This is a genomic window from Maribacter arenosus (assembly GCF_014610845.1).
In the GTDB taxonomy this organism is placed as follows: Bacteria; Bacteroidota; Bacteroidia; order Flavobacteriales; family Flavobacteriaceae; genus Maribacter_A; species Maribacter_A arenosus.
This window is the reverse complement of sequence record NZ_JABTCG010000004.1, coordinates 392,296-411,370: the sequence shown is the minus strand read 5'-3', so window position 1 is coordinate 411,370 and position 19,075 is coordinate 392,296. Positions and strand designations below refer to the sequence as shown.

The 19,075-nt window shown below is 40.0% G+C and carries 17 protein-coding genes; 11 read left to right on the top strand and 6 right to left on the bottom strand.

Annotated elements, in window-relative coordinates; genetic code table 11:
- The first annotated feature begins 8 nt into the window (after positions 1-8).
- The 8 genes from HPE63_RS12790 to HPE63_RS12755 all read left to right on the top strand — a co-directional run bounded on the left by HPE63_RS12790 (position 9) and on the right by HPE63_RS12755 (position 9,004).
- On the top strand, positions 9-1,496 hold the full coding sequence (locus tag HPE63_RS12790) for a complex I subunit 4 family protein (protein ID WP_188314658.1): 1,488 nt from the start codon (positions 9-11) through the stop codon (positions 1,494-1,496).
- A gap of 10 nt (positions 1,497-1,506) precedes the next feature.
- Positions 1,507-2,934, top strand: a complete 1,428-nt coding sequence (locus tag HPE63_RS12785; RefSeq protein ID WP_188314657.1) for an NADH-quinone oxidoreductase subunit N — start codon at positions 1,507-1,509, stop codon at positions 2,932-2,934.
- A gap of 5 nt (positions 2,935-2,939) precedes the next feature.
- Entirely contained in the window at positions 2,940-3,263 is a 324-nt protein-coding gene (locus HPE63_RS12780) for a hypothetical protein (RefSeq protein ID WP_188314656.1), read from the top strand.
- 105 nt (positions 3,264-3,368) lie between these two features.
- On the top strand, positions 3,369-3,953 hold the full coding sequence (locus tag HPE63_RS12775; RefSeq protein ID WP_223198146.1) for a phosphatase PAP2 family protein: 585 nt from the start codon (positions 3,369-3,371) through the stop codon (positions 3,951-3,953).
- 160 nt (positions 3,954-4,113) lie between these two features.
- Positions 4,114-6,372 carry a tetratricopeptide repeat protein gene (locus tag HPE63_RS12770; RefSeq protein ID WP_188314655.1) on the top strand — a complete coding sequence of 753 codons (2,259 nt, stop codon included), beginning with the start codon at positions 4,114-4,116 and terminating at the stop codon, positions 6,370-6,372.
- A gap of 379 nt (positions 6,373-6,751) precedes the next feature.
- Positions 6,752-7,231 (top strand): c-type cytochrome, encoded by a 480-nt coding sequence (locus tag HPE63_RS12765; protein WP_188314654.1) that lies wholly within the window; start codon positions 6,752-6,754, stop codon positions 7,229-7,231.
- A 241-nt stretch (positions 7,232-7,472) separates the two neighbouring features.
- Positions 7,473-8,039 carry a 2'-5' RNA ligase family protein gene (locus HPE63_RS12760; protein WP_188314653.1) on the top strand — a complete coding sequence of 189 codons (567 nt, stop codon included), beginning with the start codon at positions 7,473-7,475 and terminating at the stop codon, positions 8,037-8,039.
- Positions 8,040-8,347: 308 nt separating this feature from the next.
- Entirely contained in the window at positions 8,348-9,004 is a 657-nt protein-coding gene (locus HPE63_RS12755; RefSeq protein ID WP_223198145.1) for a hypothetical protein, read from the top strand.
- A 77-nt stretch (positions 9,005-9,081) separates the two neighbouring features.
- On the opposite strand, the gene HPE63_RS12750 is transcribed toward HPE63_RS12755, so the two are convergent.
- Positions 9,082-11,268: an acylase gene (locus tag HPE63_RS12750; protein ID WP_188314652.1), complete on the bottom strand. Its 2,187-nt coding sequence runs from the start codon at positions 11,266-11,268 to the stop codon at positions 9,082-9,084.
- A gap of 168 nt (positions 11,269-11,436) precedes the next feature.
- Here HPE63_RS12750 and HPE63_RS12745 point away from each other — a divergent pair, with 168 nt between their 5' ends.
- From HPE63_RS12745 to HPE63_RS12735, 3 genes are read left to right on the top strand one after another with little or no spacing between them, the layout of a single operon-like run.
- The gene (locus HPE63_RS12745; protein WP_188314651.1) at positions 11,437-13,173 is read left to right on the top strand and encodes an ABC transporter ATP-binding protein; all 1,737 of its coding nucleotides are present in this window, start codon (positions 11,437-11,439) and stop codon (positions 13,171-13,173) included.
- Positions 13,174-13,189: 16 nt separating this feature from the next.
- Complete coding sequence (locus tag HPE63_RS12740) at positions 13,190-13,996, top strand: polysaccharide deacetylase family protein (RefSeq protein WP_317172917.1); 807 nt, start codon at positions 13,190-13,192, stop codon at positions 13,994-13,996.
- Between the two features lie 40 nt (positions 13,997-14,036).
- Positions 14,037-15,824: a glycoside hydrolase family 9 protein gene (locus HPE63_RS12735; protein ID WP_188314650.1), complete on the top strand. Its 1,788-nt coding sequence runs from the start codon at positions 14,037-14,039 to the stop codon at positions 15,822-15,824.
- 28 nt (positions 15,825-15,852) lie between these two features.
- Here HPE63_RS12735 and HPE63_RS12730 read toward each other — a convergent pair whose 3' ends face one another.
- The 5 genes from HPE63_RS12730 to trmB all read right to left on the bottom strand — a co-directional run bounded on the left by HPE63_RS12730 (position 15,853) and on the right by trmB (position 19,054).
- Complete coding sequence (locus HPE63_RS12730; RefSeq protein WP_188314649.1) at positions 15,853-16,092, bottom strand: NifU family protein; 240 nt, start codon at positions 16,090-16,092, stop codon at positions 15,853-15,855.
- A gap of 5 nt (positions 16,093-16,097) precedes the next feature.
- Positions 16,098-17,234: an Mrp/NBP35 family ATP-binding protein gene (locus HPE63_RS12725; protein WP_188314648.1), complete on the bottom strand. Its 1,137-nt coding sequence runs from the start codon at positions 17,232-17,234 to the stop codon at positions 16,098-16,100.
- Between the two features lie 117 nt (positions 17,235-17,351).
- Positions 17,352-17,687 (bottom strand): MGMT family protein, encoded by a 336-nt coding sequence (locus tag HPE63_RS12720; protein ID WP_188314647.1) that lies wholly within the window; start codon positions 17,685-17,687, stop codon positions 17,352-17,354.
- 62 nt (positions 17,688-17,749) lie between these two features.
- Positions 17,750-18,379 carry a LysE family transporter gene (locus HPE63_RS12715; protein WP_188314646.1) on the bottom strand — a complete coding sequence of 210 codons (630 nt, stop codon included), beginning with the start codon at positions 18,377-18,379 and terminating at the stop codon, positions 17,750-17,752.
- Positions 18,380-18,382: 3 nt separating this feature from the next.
- On the bottom strand, positions 18,383-19,054 hold the full coding sequence (gene trmB / locus HPE63_RS12710; protein ID WP_188314645.1) for a tRNA (guanosine(46)-N7)-methyltransferase TrmB: 672 nt from the start codon (positions 19,052-19,054) through the stop codon (positions 18,383-18,385).
- Between the last annotated feature and the right edge of the window lie 21 nt (positions 19,055-19,075).

Genomic DNA, 19,075 nt, shown 5'->3' with positions numbered 1-19,075 from the left:
CGATTAAGATGGATATACTAACTCTTTTTATCATTGTACCCATATTAACCATACTTGCCTTGGTTTTCACCAAAGGGTTGAAACAGGCGCGTATCGTTTCGTTGATTGGCAGTCTTGTACAATTTGGTATGGCCATTAATCTTGTTTTCGCTTATTTTAAGGAGCGTGCAGTGAATAGTGACATAATGGTCTTTACCAAAGATGTGGTATGGTTCAAAGAATTCAATATTCACTACAATATTGGTGTAGACGGCATTTCTGTAGCACTCCTATTATTGACGGCAATAGTCGTATTGGCAGGCGTATTCATTTCTTGGAAGATGAATGATCTACCTAAGGAGTTTTTTGTTTCTCTAATCGTACTTTCCATCGGGGTTTATGGATTCTTTATTTCCCTCGATCTGTTTACTATGTTCGTTTTCTTTGAGATCGCTGTAATTCCCATGTATTTATTAATTGGCATTTGGGGAACAGGACCAAAGGAATATTCCGCGATGAAATTGACTTTGATGTTGATGGGTGCGTCAGCGGTACTTTTGGTGGGTATTTTAGGCATCTATTTCAATTCAAATGCCGATGGCGGTGCTTTGACCTTCAATATCTTGGAGATTTCCAAAGTGAGCATTCCCATTGAGGCCCAAAAACTATTTTTCCCCTTAACATTTATTGGGTTTGCGGTCATAGGGGCTTTGTTTCCTTTCCATACTTGGTCTCCCGATGGTCACGCTTCCGCTCCAACTGCAGTTTCAATGCTCCATGCCGGGGTATTGATGAAATTAGGAGGCTATGGGGTATTCCGTGTGGCCATGTTCTTATTGCCCGAAGGCGCAATGCATTGGTCATGGTTCTTTATAATATTGGCAACTATTGGGGTAATTTACGGGGCCTTTGCCGCTATTAAACAAACCGATTTAAAGTACATAAACGCATATTCCTCGGTAAGTCATTTGGGTATGGTTTTATTCGCGCTTTTAATGCTCAATAAAACATCCTGGAACGGGGCCATTTTACAATCGCTTTCCCACGGATTTATGACGGCACTTTTCTTTGCCTTGATCGGGATGATCTATGAAAGAACCCATACAAGGGATGTTACCGAATTAGGAGGGCTACTTAAAGTAATTCCATTTATCTCGGCCATATATGTAATAGCCGGTTTGGCCTCATTAGGCCTTCCAGGTTTTAGCGGGTTCGTCGCGGAAATGAACATTTTCGTAGGTGCCTTCGAACATGAAGACATGTTCTACAGGGTAGCAACGATTATTTCTGTTTCAGCCATCGTGGTTACAGCTGTTTATATACTGCGCGTGGTGGGTATAATGCTCATGGGACCCGTAAAAAACAATGCCTTCTTAACCCTTGAAAAAGTAACATGGTATGAAAAATTAGGCATAATGTTATTGTTGATTCCCATTGTAGGGATGGGTGTTGCCCCACTTTGGTTAAGCGATATGATATTGGAAAGTTTACATCCTTTTATACAAGGGGTTTTATAAAATAAGGAATATGGAATTAAGTAGCTTTTTATCGATGCGTCACGAAATACTGCTTTTAGCAATAACCTTATTAGTGCTGATCGGTGAGATTTTTATTCCAGAGAACAAAAAGCACAGTATCGTACACATGGCCATCTTTTTATTCGGAATCCACACAATTACAGGGTTTTTACCTACGGTGGAGACTAGCCTATTTGGCGGTATGTTCAGAACAAATGGAATGATTCATTTCTTTAAGAACGTTTTAAATATTGGTGTGTTTATCCTTTTATTACAATCTGCTGATTGGTTGCAAGAAAAAGTTATGGTCCAAAATAAGGGTACGGAATTTTTTATACTCCTGTTTTCTTCCTTGTTGGGAATGTATTTTATGATTTCATCAGGTGATTTTTTGATGTTCTATTTGGGATTGGAATTATCGACCCTTCCAGTTGCCGCCTTGGCCGCTTATGAGACGACCAATAGAAAATCTAGTGAGGCGGGTATCAAATTAATTCTATCCTCGGCCTTGGCATCAGGGGTTTCATTATTCGGTATCTCGATGCTATATGCCACTTCAGGATCTATTTATTTCAATGATATTATCGAAATGATCACTTCTACAGATTTGACTATCCTAGGAATGATATTGTTCTTTGCCGGATTGGCCTTTAAAATTTCATTGGTTCCGTTCCATTTTTGGACGGCCGATGTATATGAAGGGGCACCCATTAGTATAGCATCCTATTTATCGGTCATTTCAAAAGGGGCAGCAGTCTTTATACTGATGATTTTATTATTTACCGTTATGAAACCTTTGATGCATGTTTGGGAAAATATGATTTACGTTATTGCTGTCCTGACCATGTTCATTGGTAATTTATTTGCATTGAGACAACAGAACATGAAACGATTTTTGGCTTTTTCATCAATTGCACAAGCCGGTTTTATTTTGTTGGGCTTAATTGCAGGCAACCAATTAGGAACGGCCACCATTGTTTACTTTGTATTGATCTATATTTTCTCGAATCTAGCAGCGTTTGGTGTGGTTCAAGCCATTTCATTACAAACGGGCAAGGAGAACATCAAAGATTACGAAGGTTTGTACCGCACTAATCCCAACCTGAGTTTAGTCATGATGTTGGCCTTGTTCTCCTTAGCGGGCATACCCCCTGTGGCAGGGTTCTTTGGCAAGTTCTTTCTATTTACCGCAGCGGCCAGTGAGGGGTATTATTTATTGGTATTCCTAGCTGTAGTAAACGTAACAATATCCCTATACTACTACTTAATCGTGGTACGCGCCATGTTCCTGAGAAAGAGCGATAATCCAATTCCCTTTTTCAAGAACAAAGTGTATATGCGCCTTGGTTTGTTGATTACCGTAATTGGCATATTGGTTCTTGGACTGTATAGTCCGCTATACGATTATATTTATAACCTTAGTGGAATTTTTAATTAGAAGTCATGGCACTCGAAGGAAAACATTCATTTGGTAGTATCGAAGATACCCGGGTAACTTTTGTTGAAAAGAAAGTTGACGAAAATCGCAAGGATTTTTTAAAAAAGTTATTGGAGCACAATGGTTTCGAAGTCATCGTACAAGAGGAAAAAAGACCTTCGGAAGAGGAGCCTCAATTATATACTGTTGCCGTTACAGATATGGTTTTCAACCCCACGATATGGGTTTTTCAACGTAGGCTAAAGACTTTTGATGGTCGAAAGGTGACCCAGGATTATTGGAACCAAATGACCAAGGATACCCATCCGCAATATTGGAATAACGGCTAGCACCTATTTTAGATTGATTTTAATTATCTTGGTAGGGTACTATTTTTAAATTTTTCAACGTTTTATTGGTAACTAGCTGAATCAAAGGCAATAAAACCGCTTTGGATGCGCAATATCCCGATATTCTTTTTTACTTGCTTTTCCCTTATTTTAGTTATTGGATATAGCCAAGATATCGATGGCCCTAATTCAAAGCATGAACGTTGGGAATATGTATTGGAGGACACAGGGGATGTACTTCAGATTGCGCTTCCGGTATCCGCTGGAATTATGACATTGATTCATAAGGATTATCAGGGCACTAAAAAATTAGCATTCTCCTATGGTACTACATTAGCCATAACCTATTCATTAAAATATTTGACCGATAAACAAAGGCCTGAAGGGAGGAACCATTTTGATTCATTCCCTTCTGGTCATACCTCATCTGCATTTTCTGGGGCTTCTTTTATTCAACGTAGATATGGCTGGAAGTATGGAACTCCAGCCTATATCTTGGCAACTTTGGTGGCAATTAGTAGGACTGAAGCTCCGGATGGATACCACGATGGTTGGGATGTTCTGGCGGGAGCAGCAATTGGGATAGGTAGCACTTATATTTTCACCAAACCTTATTTTAAGGAGCATATGGATGTTAGGTTTTCCACCGGAAAAAACACTTATGTCCTATCTTTTACCTACAGGTTCTAAGAGAATAATCCTGTGGCTTGATTACTTTTCGGGCTATTATTAAGTATCTTTGGAACTTGAAAAAATATAGGTATATTTTGGTTTGTTTTGAAATTGAAATCAAAAGGGTAAATCAAATCTTTTACCATGAGTTTCCCTCGCTATCCAAGTACCAACACTTATGAAGGTTTTTTTTCGTTTCCTACCCATTTTAGTTTTATTGATACTTCATATTTCCTGTAAAGAGGATAAAAAATCCGAATATGTAGATATACCTTCGGTAAATCTTAATGAAATATTCACATCGACCGATCAAATTCCAGATGCAAATTTTTTAGGTGATCAAGCCTGTAAAAAATGCCATGAGACCGAGTATAAGAACTGGGAAGGTTCCCATCACGACAAGGCTATGCAATTGGCCAACAGAAAAACCATATTGGCAGGGTTCAAAGGGGAAAAATTCATAAGCCAGGGCGTAACATCAATATTCTATACCAAAGAGGAGGAGTTCTTTGTCAATACGGAAGGTCCGGATGGGAAAAACCATGATTATAAGATTATTTATACCTTCGGAATTACGCCTTTACAGCAATACATCGTTAAATTTCCCGATGGAAGGTACCAATGCCTAAGAACGGCTTGGGATACCGAGAAAAACAAATGGTTTGATCTATACCCCGATTTCAAGGTAGTACATTCAGAATGGTTGCATTGGTCTAGAGGTGGGTTGAATTGGAATACGATGTGCTCTGATTGCCACTCCACAAATGTCAGGAAAAACTATGATCCAGAAACTAGGGGGTATGACACGAAATACGCACTGATCAATGTGAGTTGTGAAGCTTGTCACGGCCCTGGCAAACAACATGTTGATGAAGCCACCCGGTTGGGTACAGCTTACAAAGCATCCGGAACCATGCAAATGACCTTGAATACCGAACCAAAAGAATTGGTCGATCAATGTGCTAGATGTCATATGCGACGGGAACAGATTTCCGAACTTTTCAATTTTGAAGGTACGATGCTAGACCATTATTTTCCACAATTGATTACCGATAGGCTCTATTTCATTGACGGGCAGATCTTGGATGAAGATTATGTGTATGGCTCATTTGTACAAAGTAAAATGTATCAGAACAATGTTACTTGTTCTAACTGCCATAATCCGCATTCATTAGAACTAAAATTTCAAGGCAATACCTTGTGTGCCCAATGTCATATTCCCGAAGTATATGATACTCCAAAACACCATTTTCATGAAGTTGGTTCAGAAGCGGGCCAATGTATAAATTGCCATATGACCGGTCGCTATTATATGGGCAATGATTTTAGAAGGGACCATAGCTTTCGAATTCCAAGGCCAGATCTAAGCTTAAAATATGGTACCCCAAATGCCTGCTCCGAATGCCATAAGGACAAGAGTGACGAATGGGTATGGCAAGCCTTTAAGGAAAACCACGGGGTACCTGACAACCAGCACTTTTCAGAACTCTTGGCTCCTGGCCTTAATGGTGACCCTAATGGAAAGGAATCGTTGTTGAAATTGATCAGGGATACTATTCACCCCGAAATTGCCCGAGCGTCAGCCGTAGGTGGACTTCAATATTACATCGATGCCAATGACATAGCCAAATTAATGCCCTTTTTAGATGATTCCTCTCCTTTGGTCAAAGCTGCTACACTAGATGTCTTAGGTAATATCAATACTTCGGATTATTCAACATACTTGCTTCCCCTTTTAAAGGATGACAAACGATCGGTTAGGGTAAAAGCCTTTTACGCTTTGGGAGGAATGGATGAAGGTAAAATCCCAACCCAGTATAAGGAAGTGTACGATAAGGTAGAAAAAGAATTTTTTGCCTATTTGAATGCAACATCTGATTTTGCTGGAGGATTGGCCAGAAAGGCAAGTTACTACCTTAAAAAGGGTGACCTTGAAAAGGCCATAGGAAATTATGAAAAAGGGCTGGAAATAGATGATATGAACAACATCATCAGGACTAGCTTGGCCAATCTATATTACAGAACTGGTGCCTTGGACAAGGCGGAGGACGCCTTTAAGACCATCATAGAACAAGAGCCCGGGTACGGCCCAACATACTACTCTTTGGCATTATTATTAGCAGAGGAAGGAAGAAGCAAAGAGGCTATTGCCCAGCTGGAAAAAGCCATTGAACATATGCCAGAAAATATACGGGCGTATTACAATCTAAGCTTGCTGTATGACAATGCCAACGAACGGGTAAAAGCCAAAAACACATTGTTGAAAGGACTTAGCATATCACCTACCAATGAAGATCTTTTGTATACCTTGGCCTTTTTGTATTCAAAATATGGTGAAAAACAAAAGGCCAGGGAAATTGGGGAACAACTTGTGCAAATGCATCCGAACAATGGGAATTATGCAACATTTCTTCAACAAATAAAAGTCACAAACTAGTGCTGAACTACATATTGCTTTTGATAATGAATTGGACACGTTGTCGATATAGGAAAAAGTTCAAATGGACGATTCGTTATTCAATCAAAACTTTACCGTTTGCAATTGATAATATTACAACTGAATTCTCCAAAAACATCATATTTATTCGGCTTTGATTAAATAACCCTAATCGTTGGCATATAATCTAATCAATAATCATACAGGTTATTTTTGGGTCATCTCTCCCTTAAAATATTACTTTTCAATACGTTATGCACCCTCTTGACAAAAATCAATGTCAAGAATGATTCAAATCATTTCCTTTGTTTTTCTTAACCTCTAGTTTTGTTTTTATAAATTGTTTTATAGCATCAAATATTTAATTAAAAAACTAATTATGTCTCGTATACATGAATATGGAACTTTGTGCAAACTGCCGAAAAATTTATTGGTGTTCATCTTATTCTTATGTGGGGGCTTACTTTTAAGTAGTTGTAATGAGGAAGGACGAGGATTTGCATTGCCAGCAGGGGATATTGAAGAAGGAAAATCGACCTATAAGAGGTTATCCTGCAATGAATGTCATAGTATTTCAGATATCGAGTGGCAAGGAGGAAGTGATTCTCTAAAAATATATCTCGGCGGTGAAATATCTACTCAGAAAACCTACGGAGATCTAGTCACTTCAATTATCAATCCTTCTCACAAAATCGCACAGCGTTACAAACAAGAAACTTCGACTGAAGAAGGGCTTTCAAAGATGAAGAATTACAATGAAATTATGACTGTTCAGGAACTGGTTGATCTAGTTTCTTTTCTTCAATCGGAATATAAAGTAATAATACCAAGGACGGAGTACTATAATTATTATTATTGATTAGTAGTTTAGAAGTGCATAAAAGGTTCGGGGGGAACTTAAATATAGTAATCACCATACTCCTTATAGTGGTAGGATAACCAAACATGCATATTCGCCAAAAAATTTACACTGGCTAATTTTCGACCTTTTCAGACCAAAACGACCCATTATAACAGAACCTATGAAAAGCGGTAGTCCATCGTGACAATAATCAGGACTAAAAAGTTCAAATAAACGATCTTTACTTTAGTTCATTCCTATGAGGAACCATGATTCAAATCATCAAGTAAATCTTTATTTTATTGCACTCATCCCGCACCAAGAACTTAGAGAGCAAATAAAAGCTTTTAAAGAAGAAATAAAAGAGCGGTTTAATGCAACCCATGCCTTAAGGTCACCAGCGCATATTACCCTGCAAATGCCATTTAAAAGAAGTAAGAAAGACGAGCCTTACTTAATTAATACCTTGAAAGAGTTTACGGCACATCAAAAGATGTTTATGGTCAATTTATCGGGGTTTGACTGTTTTTTGCCCAAGGTCATTTTTGTAAAAATTATTGACCATAAACCAATAATTTCCATTCATACCCAACTTCAAAAAGTTTTGACCGAAAAAATGGCGTTTAAAGAAACTATCATATCCCAAAATTTCCACCCCCATATGACTATTGCTTCAGGTGATTTAAGTGTTGAGGCTTTTCGTGAAGCCTGGGTCGAATTTGAAAAAAGGGAATTCGAAGCCTCTTTTTTAACCAAGAGCCTGTTCCTTTTAAAACATAACGGGAAGTTCTGGGAAATTTACAGGGAATTTTTATTTAAAAAGTGAGCTAAACAACTTTTAAATTGTCTTCTTAAGAGGTTTATCAATAAACGTATAGTCTAGGAAACGCCAAATGACATCCACAGAGTCTGTTGTGCAAGCAAGCCTTTTTATCCACCCTCCTCCCATTAGACCTAACTGCGTAAATGTAGAATTCATTGATCATATATTCTGGCAAGCCATAATCCAAGGATAAGTGAGGACCTCATGCCAGCGGACCAGATCAATATCGAAAGTTCAGCGAAATTAACAGGTCTTTAAGTCCCTATGGCAGGGTAATTGCTATCTTTATTGCGAAATTTTATGGTTTAAGTATGTACCCAAGACCTGCATTGTTTTTTGCTTTTTTGTTTATGCTGTCCTTTATTGCGGCTGCGCAGACCGACTTGCCCAATACTACCCCTCTTGAAATTGGAACAATTGCCAATCCCGATGAAAACAACAATACTTCGCAAGGAGCTGCTTTGAATATCCCATCGGTAATCGACCTAAAACCGAATGCAAATCTCAGGGATTCCCTTACCAGTATACCGGTAAATATGAACCTTAATAACGGATTGCTCCAAGCCGGTCATGATTTAAAGTTGGATCCTAAAGTAGGAAGGTCTGAAAAACAGGGAGGTTCCCCAGAACGCTTCGGTGACCAGTACCTGGGCGATATTAAAAGCAATGGCAAATTTGTGGGCATCGTCTGTCGTGATCATGAATATGTAGACGGTGATCGGGTAAAAATTTCCTTGAATGGTAGGATTATCGACTATAATGTGATGCTTACAGGGAGCTTTAAAGGGGTTAATGTGGATTTGGAAAAAGGCTTTAACCGTTTAGATTTTGAGGCTCTTAATGAAGGTTCTTCCAGTCCAAACACGGCACAGGTGAATGTGTATGATGATAAAGGGGAATTGATTTATTCCAATAAATGGCTACTTTCCGAGGGTTCTATTGCCACTTTGATCATTACTAAGGAGTAGTTGATTGATGGTTTATGGTCGATTTTAAAACCTAAGACCCCCAAATTTTCAAAGCACCCATTTCCTTTGTCAAACCCTTATTCCCTTTCCCCCGGTTTATAGGTCCTTTTTGCCCTTTTCTGTACATCCTTCTTATAATACGGCACCTCCTTGAATTGCATATCGGCATAGCGCTGGGCTTGATCATTAAAGTGAGCCGAATTAGGATCTCCACTTTGTCCACCGGCCAAAATACTTTTGGCTTTTACTTTATCGCCAAATTCAACTACGGCCACAAAACTATTTCCACGTGTACCATAGATTTTTTTGGTATTGTTGGTATAACGTGCCCCATAGGCCGCCAAGGCACCCCAACGACCAGAGGCAAACCCTATTGGAATACTGGGCTTATCATCATCAAAAGGTTGTTGAATATCCCCGTTTAGGCGTTGGTATCGGTTTATCTCCCCCCAAGGTACATTCCAAGTGCCAAAATCGGCAACCAAATCAGATAGAACAGATGCTAAACAAGCAAGCATTTCTTCTCTTGAAAGGTAATTTTCGATATGGTTAAATAGTTCCATTTGTGTAGGTCTTTCATTCATCTGACCTGACGAACCCAATTCCCATACCCTGGTGCCATAAAAATGCGCCATAGTCATGGCCTCGGATTCTTTTGAAGTCTTAAAATCCCATTCCCGTAAAATATTAATTGCCTCCCCTAATTTTGGATTCTTATTAGGTTGTATATCAAAGGCTTTGACCAATTCCGGTATCAACTTTTCAAAAGCAGGCAAATAAGGGTCATGGGCCAGTTTGATCAAACTATCCAAGGTATACCCCTTTCTATCCTTCAGAAGGTTTATCGCATGTATTCCACGAAAATTCTCCTGGTCGATGGACATATAATCAGGATAGTTTTCCTTCTTTGGACTGTATTCCAAAGCTGCTGTAAATGGCGTTGAATTACAATTCTGCAACCAACCGTTAAGTGGATTTACCAGCAGGATATTTTCATTAACTGTATGCAACCCCTGCCAATCGGTTTCGGGGTTACTACCATCTACAGGTTGTGAATAATCGAAGGCTTCATCCCTTTTTGGTACAAAATTTCCATGAAAATAGGCAATGTTCCCTTCGGCATCGGCGTAAACCGTATTGTTGGAGGAGTTGGTTCGAAGATCCATCATTTTTCGAAACCCTTTATAACCCTCTTGCTTCGTACGAATATAGGATTGCTCCAAGGCCTTTATGGGTTCCCACATCATAGCGGAGGCCGTCCATTGCCCATCGACCAAATGGGTTATGGGACCGTGATGCGTGCGGTAAACAGGAAAAGTCTCTTCTTTCAATAGATCTTCTTCCTTATATTTTAATGTAATTTTTGATTCTTTAATGGGTCGTAGCTCTTGCCCATACCGATATAAGAGCTTGTCATCAACCCTAACAACGGTTTCCTTGAACTCATCCATAACATCGGTATAGGTCGAAGTGTGCATCCACCCGGTTTTTTCATTGAATCCCTGATAGACAAAAAACTGTCCCCAAGTGACCGCGCCGTAGGCATTGAGCCCCTCTTCACTTACGACATGTACTTCCCCTCGAAAATAAAATGACGTATGCGGATTGATCAAAAGCATAGCGCTACCCGATTCCGTTAATTTTCCTGATATCGCGATACCATTAGATCCTTGGGGTTCGACCATTTCTTTATCTTTTTTGATTTTTAGCTCCTCCATGGCAGGGATTTGGTGGCCACTTTGGTAAAATGCCTTGATTTTTGATGTTGAAATACGTTCAATATCCCCACCGATAGAACCTTCACTGAAATACATGGGCATCCAGGGTTCAAATCTGGTCAATAATCGAGGTTTTACTTCAGGATGTGTGTACAAATAGAAATTCACGCCATCAGCGAAAGCATCACACAACTTCTTAAGCCATTCAGGACTATTTTCATAATTGGCCATGGCTTCTTCCTCGGTCATGAACAATTTTACCCGTAAATCGCTGTATAGAGATTCATCCCCTTCCACCTCTGCCAGTCGACCAGTAGCCCAAATATAATTTTGTTCCACCCGATTAAAATCATCCTCACATTGGGCAAAAAGCAAACCGAAAACCGCATCAGCATCGGTTTTGCCATAAATATGTGGCACGCCAAAATCATCGCGGATTATGGTAATGTTTTCAGCTTGGGCTTTCCATTTTTCAACTTCTGTTAAATTCTTTGCCTCTGAACAGGAGAGCATTCCCAAAAACAAGAAAAAGCAAACAATCCTCATACCCTAAATTTTGACGTGGTTTTACATAGCCTTAGACTAGTATTGTGAAATTAATTGACTTGAAAATGATATGCTAATTTTTATACAAAAAACCTAACCGAAAAGGCCCAAGAAACGATTCCCGATATTTTTACAGTAACTTGCAACCTCCTAAATGAATCCCTCAAAATGTCAAACAAAAAAGTAAGCGTTCTAACTGCCTTTAAAACCATCATCTGGCCAAGAAGGAATCTGGTTTTCATAGGTTTGGTGTTGATTGTCATAAGTAGGGCGGCAAGTTTTGTGACTCCTGTGGCTTCCAAATATTTGATTGATGATGTTATTGCCAAGAAAGATGAGGAAATGCTAAAAATACTTGTTATCGTGGTTCTTTTGGCAATATTGGTTCAGGCAGTAACCTCATTCTTACTTACTAAAATCCTCAGCGTACAGGCACAATATATGATTTCGGAATTAAGGGCCCAAGTACAGCAAAAAGTACTTTCCCTGCCCATTCGCTTTTTCGACAATGCCAAATCGGGTGCCTTGGTCTCCCGGATCATGTCCGATGTTGAAGGTGTGAGGAATCTAATAGGAACAGGGCTTGTACAGCTTGTTGGGGGAACCCTAACAGCGATTGTTTCCCTAATCCTATTGCTACGAATAAGTGTCAGCATGACATTGTTCACCTTCGTGCCATTGGCTTTGTTTGGGATTATTGCCCTCAAGGCCTTTAAGATTATTCGTCCTATTTTTCGTAATCGCGGCAAAATCAATGCCGAAGTTAAAGGAAGGCTAACCGAGACGTTAGGCGGTATTCGTGTGATCAAAGGATTCAATGCGGAAGTACAAGAACATAAAGTATTCGAAGCTGGTGTTGAGGAGTTGTTCCAAAATGTAAAGAAAAGTTTGACCACCACGGCCTTTATGACAAGTTCTTCCACATTTCTTATAGGTGTTGCCACTACTGGGGTAATGGGTTTTGGGGGTTACAAAATAATGCAGGGTGAACTGACCATTGGCGATTTATTGATGTTTACAGTATTACTGGGTACTATGGTGGCCCCTATCGTACAAATGAGCAATATAGGCAGTCAATTGACGGAAGCTTTGGCCGGATTGGACCGTACTGAGGAATTAATGAATATGACCCCAGAGTCCGATGAGGAAGAGCGGGTAATAGTATTGGAACAAGTTAAAGGGGATATGGCCTTTGAAAATGTCTCCTTTGCCTATGAGGAAGAAAAAGAAGTATTGCACAACATCAGCTTTGAGGTTAAATCGGGATCGGTGGTCGCCTTGGTCGGGAGCTCGGGTTCTGGAAAAAGTACGATTGCAGGATTGGCAGCGAGCTTTTTGAATCCACAATCGGGCAAAATAACCATTGACGGACAAGATATGTCCAAAGTAAATCTCAACAGTTTTAGGCAACACTTGGGGGTGGTGCTACAAGATGATTTCTTATTCGAAGGTACGATTAGGGAGAACATACTATTTCCACGACCAAATGCCAGTGAAGAAGAATTGCTACAGGCCGTAAAAGCAGCTTATGTTGATGAGTTTACCGACCGCTTTGAAGAAGGTTTGGATACATTGATCGGGGAGCGCGGCATTAAGCTTTCGGGGGGGCAACGTCAAAGGATCGCCATTGCCAGGGCGGTTCTTGCAAATCCGAAAATATTGATATTGGACGAAGCCACATCGAATTTGGATACTGAAAGCGAAGCCTTGATTCAAAAAAGTTTGGCCAAACTAACTGAAGGGCGAACGACCTTTGTAATTGCCCACAGATTGAGCACCATTCGTAAGGCCAATCAAATCTTGGTCATAGAAAACGGTAGGATTGCCGAAGAAGGGACCCATGATGACCTTATTGCCAAAGAGGGTAGATACTATAATTTATTTACATATCAAGCAAGAATCTAATGTAACCGATTGATACGTGGCCAATGATAATTATATAGAGAAGGGACTTTTTAAGATAGTCGGCATTTTGTTGATTTTTATTTTCCTGTGCAATTGTAAAACCAACTATCCTAGAACATTCACCAAAGATCATGGAGCCCTAGTTCGAGGGGATAGTACCCGACAACAACTAACGCTGGTCTTCACAGGCCATGAGTTCGCCGATGGTTCGGAAACTATTCGGGATATCCTTAAAAAGTATAAAATCAAGGCCGCCTTCTTTTTTACGGGCACATTTTATAGGAATCCCAATTTTAAGAGGGTTATCGAAAATCTAATTGAAGATGGGCATTATTTAGGTGCTCACTCCTATGACCATCTTCTATATTGCGATTGGAATAATCGGGATAGTCTTTTGGTCACCTATCAAGAGTTTCTGGGCGATTTAAAATCCAATTATAAGGAAATGAAGCGTTTTGGGATAACCAAAAAGCAAGCCCCCTACTTTTTGCCTCCTTACGAATGGTACAATAATCACATCGCGGATTGGACATCGGATTATGGGCTTAAATTGATCAATATGACCCATGGCACCTTGTCCCACGCAGATTATACGACCCCAGCCTATTCGAATTATCGCAGTAGCGAAGCTATTTACAATAGCATTTTAGATTTTGAAGGAAAGAATACATCAGGTTTAAACGGATTTCTTCTTTTAATGCATGTAGGCACGGATCCTAATCGAGAGGACAAATTCTATAATCGTCTTGAAGAACTTATCCTCGAATTAAAATCTAGAAAATACGCCTTCGTCGGTTTGGAGGACATCCTTGCAAAGGAATGAGAATACCGTTATATTTATAGGTAAGCTTTAAACCTATAAAATGCCCCGACTACTATTTCTTCTCTATTTTGTTTCACAACTGGTCATAGCATCAAACCATCCAAACGATATCCATATTCGAATCAATCAGATGGGATATCTCCCAAATGAACCAAAAATTGCACTACTTTTTGCACATAGACCCATAAAAGAAAGAATTGTACTGGCCACGAAAGACGAAAGCCGTATCGTTGCTTCCTTTAGACCTAAAAAATCAGAAACGCAAGGATGGGGAACATTCGAATATTATTACGAAGTTGATTTTAGTACTGTTTCCGAGGAAGGGGAATATGTCTTACAAACGAAAAACAAGCAATTTACTTCCCAAACCATTAGAATTTCAAAAAATGCCTATGAATTCCAATCTGAAAAACTATTGGGATTCATGAGACAACAACGATGTGGGTACAATCCTTTTTTCGATGTTATTTGCCATCAGGGTGATGGCCGTTCATTTTATGGTCCTATGCCAGATTCAACTTTTGTAGATGCCACAGGAGGTTGGCACGACGCAGGGGATCAACTAAAATATCTGATAACCGGGAGTTATGCAACGGCCCATATGCTGAAGGCCTATGAATTGTTTCCCAATACATTCATGGATAGTGTTAACCATTTAGGGCAACCAGGATCTAATGGTATTGCCGATGTCCTGGATGAGGCCAAATGGGGATTGGATTGGATTTTAAAACTCCATTCCCAACCGGACCAATTGATCCACCAAATAGCCGACGACCGTGATCATCGCGGTTGGAAAATGCCCGACCAGGACAATGCTGATTATGGTTGGGGACCAAATAGTCATAGGGCAGCCTATTTTGCCACAGGCAAACCACAGGGTTTGAATAAATATAAAAGCGAAGCGACCGGGCTCTCGAATTTAGCAGGTCGTTCAGCGGCTGCCATGGCCATAGCCTCCCGTATCTGGAAGGAAGAATTACAGGATTCCATCTATGGAGCCCTTTATTTGAAAGCAGCCAAATCCCTTTATAAATTGGGAATTGACAAAGAGGGTTACCAACAAGGAAATTCTTATGGTGCCCCATATCGATATTCGGAAAAAACATGGGCAGATGATATGGAATGGGGTGCCGCAGAACTTTATAAATCCACGCGGAACAAGAAGTATCTTGAAGATGCCATAAAATATGCTAGACAGGCCAATACCATCTCCTGGATGCCCTATGACTCAGTACCTCACTACGAATACTACCCCTTTGTGAATATGGGTCACTATGCTTTATATGAACATGCCGATCCGGATTTCAAAAAGACCTTGGCCGCGTATTACAAAAGTGGCATCGAAGACAACGTAAAGAGGGGTAACACAAATCCCTATACGATTGGTGTGCCCTTTATTTGGTGTTCCAATAACTTATTGACAAGTTTGATCACACAGGGTATTCTTTATGAAAAAATGACTGGGGACAAAACATATAGAAAATTTATGGTCGAGCAGCGGGATTGGCTTTTTGGCAGAAATCCTTGGGGTACGAGTATGTTCACAATGATGCCAGAGCAGGGTGAATTCCCCTATGATGTCCACACAAGTACTTGGGCCTTGGGTAAAAAACAAGTCCCTGGTGGGTTGATCGATGGCCCTGTCTATAGTACCATCTACAATTCCCTTAAGGGATTACACCTGAGTGAACCCGATGAATTTGCAGAATATCAAAACAACTATGTGGTCTATCATGATGACCTAGGCGACTATTCAACAAATGAACCTACCATGGACGGTACGGCCGGCTCTATACTCATGATGGCCTATTGGGCGGATCAAAATTGAAAAAACAAAAAATAAGTACTAGAAGGAATCAATCTAAATTAATGACTTCCACTATTTGAGGTGCGTATTTCTTAATGGTCATTTCCACACCACTCTTCAAGGTCATTTGATTTACACTGCAGCCAACACAGGCCCCTTGTAATCTCACCTTCACGGAAGTGTCATTATCAATTGAAATAAGCTCAATATCACCCCCATCACTTTGTAGAAAAGGACGAATCTCATCAAGTGCTTTTTCTACATTGGTCCTTATGTCATCCGTTGTCATATGCATTATTTATTAACTGACGAACAACCTGCCATGGTTGTAATCTTTATAGCCTCGGTAGGAGGCATACTTTCATTTCTATTTACCATTTCCCGAACAACGTTCTTGGTAATATCCTCAAATGCCATTGCAATTGGGGTCGAATCCTGAAGTGCAGCGGGGCGGCCTACATCTCCAGCTTCACGAATGCTTTGTACCAAGGGCACTTCCCCTAAAAATGGAACATTGAGATTCTCAGCCAAATTTTTTGCCCCTTCCTTACCAAAGATATAATATTTATTGTCAGGTAATTCCCCAGGCGTAAAATAGGCCATATTTTCGATAATGCCCAATACCGGGACATTAATGGATTCTTGTTGGAACATGGCTACCCCCTTTCGCGCATCTGCCAATGCCACCTCTTGGGGCGTGCTAACGACCACCGCACCGGTGACGGGCATGGCCTGCATTATGCTTAAGTGAATATCGCCAGTTCCTGGAGGTAAATCGATCAATAAGAAGTCGAGGTTGCCCCAATGGGCATCAAAAATCATTTGATTCAATGCTTTGGCGGCCATAGGTCCTCTCCAGATTACAGCCTGGTTAGCTTCCGTGAAGAAACCAATGGACAATAATTGTACCCCATAATTTTCAACGGGCTTCATTTTTGACTTACCATTGATAGTAACGGCCATAGGTCGTTCTGCTACAACATCGAACATAATAGGCATTGAAGGGCCATAGATATCCGCATCCAACAACCCAACCTTAAAGCCCATTTTAGCCAAGGTTACGGCCAAATTTGCTGTTACCGTGGACTTACCTACACCCCCTTTACCCGAAGCAATCGCGATGATATTCTGGATTCCGGGTATAGGTTTTCCTTTAATTTCATTTACCTTGGGATTGGCGGGGGCTTCCACCTTCAGGTTTATTTTTATCTTGGCCTTTTCATATACTTCTTTATGAATGATCTTAAGAATCTCAACTTCGGTCTTTTTCCGTGCCTGAAGACTAGGGTTATTAATGGTAATATCAACTTCAACTTCATCACCGAATACCTGTATGTTCTTAACAGCACCACTTTCCACCATGTTCCGACCTTCTCCTGGAACGGTGATATGTTCAAGGGCTTTTAAGATATCTTGCTTATTCAATTTCATAGCGATTTTCGTTCTTAATATAAATTCATTCTAAACAACAAAGATACGTCTTAGGGCCGAGAAGCTAAAGTTATTGGATTGAAAAGTGGTATTTTGAAATAGATGTTCCCTATGGTATTAACTTAACTCTTTAAAAGGATCCCAAAAGTGTTTTTCAAAATCGATGATTTGATTGTCCACCACTTGGATTCCTTCACTTTCGAGAAGCTGTTGCATTAGGTTAGTGCCATCGAAATGATGCTTGCCAGTCAACAACCCTATTTTATTCACCACCCGATGTGCCGGTATACCTGGCATGTTATGGGACCCGTTCATGGCCCAACCTACCATCCTGGCACTCCGGGCAGCACCCAAATACTTGGCGATGGCACCATAAGTGGTTACCCTGCCATATGGAATGAGCTTGGCAACTTCATAAACCTTTTGAAAAAAGTTACTGTTTTCTTCGTTCATAGAATGAAATCCTAAATGATTTCCATTTGCAAATATTTTTATACACTTCCAAAATGCTTATTTCATCTGTTTAAAATCCTATATATAGTAATCATCAAAAGCACTACCATCAAGGCACTTAGAATATAGTTGGAGTTCTTAGAAAAACGTTTGGTCTTGTTTTCCAGTTTATTGAAATAAATAGTGTACATGTACAAGACCGAAAAAGTACCACATCCGGCGGCCAAAACAAACACCACGATATCCCAAACTTCAAACTTTATCCATCCCGTAGCGTTCCACATAATATTAAGCCCACTATAGTATGGTATGGTCAATAGATTAAGGGCCGCCAATAACATCCCTTTAAAAAAACTATTTCGCTTACTGATGTCCACGGCTTTTACCTTCTTTTTTTTATTACTTCTGGCCGCTATAAAAAAGTAGATGGCAAAAAATGCGAAAACAAGCACTGCAATCTTAAGCAGAACCTCAACAACGTCAGGATTCCTATGTAAGTATTTGGATATATAAACGGCGATTACAGCTTGTAGCATAATCATAGACGATACACCCAGGCTGAATATTATCCCGTTCAATTTCCCTTTCTCGACACTTGTCTTTGCCGCATTCATATTCAAAAGTCCAGGAGGTACCGTAGCCATAAACGCTGCAGAAAATGTTGCGAAAAATAGAATGAGCAAATGTTCCATACGCTAGTTGATCCTAAACTTGATATAGGTAATCGGTTTTCCTTTTTCAAGGTACTGTTTTTCGTAGAAAGTCTGGATATTCAATACCTCCAAGGGGCTTCCCTCGTTTTTATAAACATCATGATTTGCGTAGATTACCTCCCTTTTTGTGCCATGCAAGAGCCCTAAGGTATACCCATGCATAAACCCACTATCGGTCTTTAAATGTACTATCCCCTGATCAACCAATATATGCTCGTATTTTTTTAGAAATACCTCATTGGTCATCCTATGTTTTGTTCGTTTATATTTTATTTGGGGGTCAGGGAAGGTAATCCAAATTTCGGTCACTTCATTTTCCTTGAACAATCGATCTATCAATTCTATTTGGGTTCTTAGGAAGACTACATTGCCCATGTTCCCTTCCAATGCTGTTTTTGCGCCTCTCCACAATCGGGCACCCTTGATATCCACTCCGATAAAATTCTTTTGAGGATACATTCGCGCCAAGTCGATGGTATATTCCCCTTTGCCACAACCCAGTTCGAGCACTATAGGATTGTCGTTTCCGAAATGCGTGTTCCAATGTCCTTTAAGAGGAAAGAAGCCTTCTTCTATTTCGTTCCTATTAGGTTGTACCACATTCTTGAACGTAGCGTTTTCCTTAAACCTTTTAAGCTTGTTTTTGCTTCCCACAGCATTTTATATTATATCCTA